The organism is Clostridium sp. (assembly GCF_021443865.1).
In the GTDB taxonomy this organism is placed as follows: Bacteria; Bacillota; Clostridia; order Clostridiales; family Clostridiaceae; genus Clostridium.
This window is the reverse complement of record NZ_JABUTB010000145.1, coordinates 1-3,553: the sequence shown is the minus strand read 5'-3', so window position 1 is coordinate 3,553 and position 3,553 is coordinate 1. Positions and strand designations below refer to the sequence as shown.

Sequence of the window (3,553 nt, the reverse complement as noted above, 5' to 3'; positions counted from 1 at the left end):
CTCTTCTTCACAATTTGTTCCAAATTCCACTCTAAATGCTTTTTAATAATAATATATTTCTTTAGATAATATTATTTTTTGTATTCAACATGTAAAATGTGATGAGCTATATCACTATTAGGTTTAATAAGATATTCATCATATAGCTCTTTTATTGTTGGATTTTCATGAGCCTTTCTAATTGACTTTTCTTTATCCTCCATATAAATAGATTCCATTCTGCTTTTTAGTATTTCCCTATTTGCCTTAATATAAGGTTGTCCACCTCCATTAATACATCCACCAAGACAAGCCATAACTTCAATAAATTGATATTTCGATTTTCCATTTTTTACATCGTCCATTACTTTCTTTGCATTTCCTAGAGAACTAACTACGGCTATATTTATTTCTTTACCATTAAAATCTATTTTAGCTTCTTTAATCCCCTCTAGTCCTCTTACAGCTTCAAAATCAACTTTTTCTAAATTTTCTCCTGTAATCCATTCATAAGATGTTCTTAAAGCCGCCTCCATAACTCCTCCGCTTGCTCCAAATATAGCACCTGCTCCACTTGCTACGCCTAAAGGATTATCAAAATCTCTATCTGGAAGATTAACTATATTAATTCCAGCTTCTCTTATTAATTTAGCAAGTTCTCTTGTAGTTATTACTATATCTACATCTCTTGTTCCATTTTCGTCTCTCATTTCCATTCTGTTAGCTTCTTGTTTTTTTGATATACATGGCATAATTGATACAACTTTTATATCCTTTTTATCTAACCCTAATTTACTTGGCAAATAATTCTTAGCAATAGCTCCAAACATTTGTTGTGGTGACTTGCAAGTAGAAAGAAGATGTAGATTATCACTATAATTATTTTCTGCATACTTTATCCATGCAGGACAACAACTTGTAATAAGAGGTAAGTTCTTACCTAAGAAAAATCTTTCTAGAAATTCATTTGCCTCCTCCATTACAGTTAAATCTGCTGCAAAATCAGTATCAAATACTAAATCAAAGCCTAATATTTTTAATGCATATACTATTTTCCCTATAGATAGCTTTCCTGATTCTAATCCAAATTCTTCTGCTAGTGCATATCTTACCGCTGGAGCTATTTGAGTTATAACATATTTATCACTATCTAATACTTCCCAAACCTTTTGATATTTCATTTTTTCTCTTAATGCACCCGTAGGACAAACAGCTATACATTGACCACAGTAAGTGCAGTTTGTATTTTTTATACTATCATCACAAAAAGTTGAGATACTACTTTTAAATCCCCTATTAGCTACTGTAATTGCATTTACTTTTTGTACCTCATTACATACTGTTACACACCTTCTACATAAGATACACTTTTCCCTATCTCTTACAAAACCTTCAGAGATATCTAAATCAAATCTATTTCTTTCTCCTACATAGGGATTCTCATATATTCCAAGTTCTGCGGCTAAATTCTGTAACTCACAAATGTTATTTTTTTCACACTTTAAACAATCCATAGGATGATCTGATAATAGGAGTTCAGTTACAGTTCTCCTTGCTCTAATAGCTCTTAAAGAATTAGTTCTTATAGACATTCCTTCTTTTATTTCTGTAGCACAAGAAGGTACTAATCCTTCTTTCCCTTCAATTTCAACAACACATACTCTACAAGTTCCTTTACAATTTCTTGTTTTTCCATCTACCATATAGAAATTACATAATGTTGGTAAACTTATATCAATTTCTTTTGCTGCATCTAAAATACTTGTCCCTTTCTCAACTTCTATATTAATACCATTTATTTTTGCATTAACCATTAATTATCCCCTCCTAAGCTAGTTTTAACTATGGCTTTAGCTGGACATGCTTCAAAACATAATCCACATCTTATGCATTTATCATTATCTATAGAGTGCTTTTCTCTAAGTTTCCCCTTAATAGCCAGTACTGGACAAGCTCTTAAGCATTTTGTACACCCAATACAATCATCTGTAATACCATACTTTACTAACTGTTTGCAAACACCAGCTTTACATTTTTTATTTATTATATGCTCTTCATATTCCTCTCTAAAAAACTTAATAGTACTAATTACAGGATTAGGTGCAGCTTCACCTAGCCCACATAAAGATGTATCTTTAACTACTTGGCAAAGTTCCTCTAACTTATTTAAATCTTCTTTTGTAGCTTTTCCTTTAGTTATTTTTTCTATTATTTCTAATATTCTTTTATTCCCAATTCTGCATGGAGTACACTTACCACAGGATTCATCAACACTAAACTCCAAATAGAATTTAGCTATATCAACCATACAATTATCTTCATTCATTACTATCATTCCACCAGAGCCCATCATAGAACCTATGTCAGTAAGGGTATCATATTCTATTGGTAAATCTAAATAATCTATAGGAATGCATCCACCTGATGGTCCTCCTGTTTGAACAGCTTTTAACTCCTTATTATCTGGTAATCCACCACCTATTTCATATATTATATCTCTTAGTGGAATACCCATTGGAACTTCAACTAACCCTACATTATTTATATTTCCTGCTAATGCAAACACCTTTGTTCCTGTAGATTTTTTTGCCCCTATGCTACTATACCAACTAGCACCATTGTTAATTATTTGACTAATATTTGCAAAGGTTTCTACGTTATTAACACAAGTTGGCCTTTGCCATAATCCTTTTTCTGATGTTCTAGGTGGTTTCATAGTAGGCTCTCCCCTTTGTCCTTCTATTGAATGTATCAAAGCAGTTGCTTCACCACATACAAATGCTCCAGCACCATACTTAATTTCAATATCAAAATCATAGCCAGTATTTAATATATTTTCTCCAAGTAACCCTAAATTTCTAGCTTGAGCAATTGCAATTTTCAATCTATGAACTGCTAATGGATACTCTGCCCTAATATAAATATATCCCTTGTTTGACCCTGTAGCATATCCACAAATAGCCATTGCTTCTAATACACAATTAGGATCTCCTTCCAAGATAGCTCTGTCCATAAACGCTCCTGGATCTCCTTCATCTGCATTACAAATTACATATTTTATATCTCCTTCAGCTCTCCTTGCAGTTTCCCACTTTCTACCTGCTGGAAATCCCCCGCCACCTCTGCCTCTTAAACCAGATTCAGTAACTTCTTTTATAACTTCTTCTTTAGTCATAGATGTTATAACTTTTCCTAAAGCAGTATAAGCACCAAAGGCTAAAGCTTCCTCTATGTTTTCTGGATCTATAACTCCACAATTTTTTAAAGCTATTTTAACTTGTTTTTTATAAAATGGTATTTCTTCTTTTATTTTTATTCTTTCTTTAGTTTCTTTATCTTCGTATAATAATCTTTCAACAACTTCCCCATTAAGTATGTGACTTTCTATTATTTCTTTAACATCTTCTTCTTTTACTTCAATATAAAAAACCTTATCAGGCATAATTTCTATTACTGGCCCCTTAGCACAAAATCCAAAGCATCCTGTCATAATAATTTTCACTTTTTCTTGTAATTTTATCTATCTCATCAATATAAATGATTCCTCTTTCAGCCTTTTTAATATCAAAATCAG

Annotated in this window: 2 protein-coding genes; both read right to left on the bottom strand. The window is 31.9% G+C overall.

Features of this window, described 5'->3' with window-relative positions:
* Positions 1-71: 71 nt before the first annotated feature.
* Complete coding sequence (locus tag HUJ77_RS15095; protein ID WP_291710047.1) at positions 72-1,793, bottom strand: NADH-dependent [FeFe] hydrogenase, group A6; 1,722 nt, start codon at positions 1,791-1,793, stop codon at positions 72-74.
* The gene (locus tag HUJ77_RS15090; RefSeq protein WP_291710045.1) at positions 1,793-3,469 is read right to left on the bottom strand and encodes an NADH-ubiquinone oxidoreductase-F iron-sulfur binding region domain-containing protein; all 1,677 of its coding nucleotides are present in this window, start codon (positions 3,467-3,469) and stop codon (positions 1,793-1,795) included. Before HUJ77_RS15090 ends, HUJ77_RS15095 begins: the two co-directional genes overlap by 1 nt.
* Positions 3,470-3,553 lie beyond the last annotated feature (84 nt).

Coding starts and splice junctions, on each gene's coding strand:
- HUJ77_RS15095 (WP_291710047.1), bottom strand. CDS start 1,793: ATGGTTAATGCAAAAATAAATGGTATTAATATAGAAGTTGAGAAAGGG.
- HUJ77_RS15090 (WP_291710045.1), bottom strand. CDS start 3,469: ATGACAGGATGCTTTGGATTTTGTGCTAAGGGGCCAGTAATAGAAATT.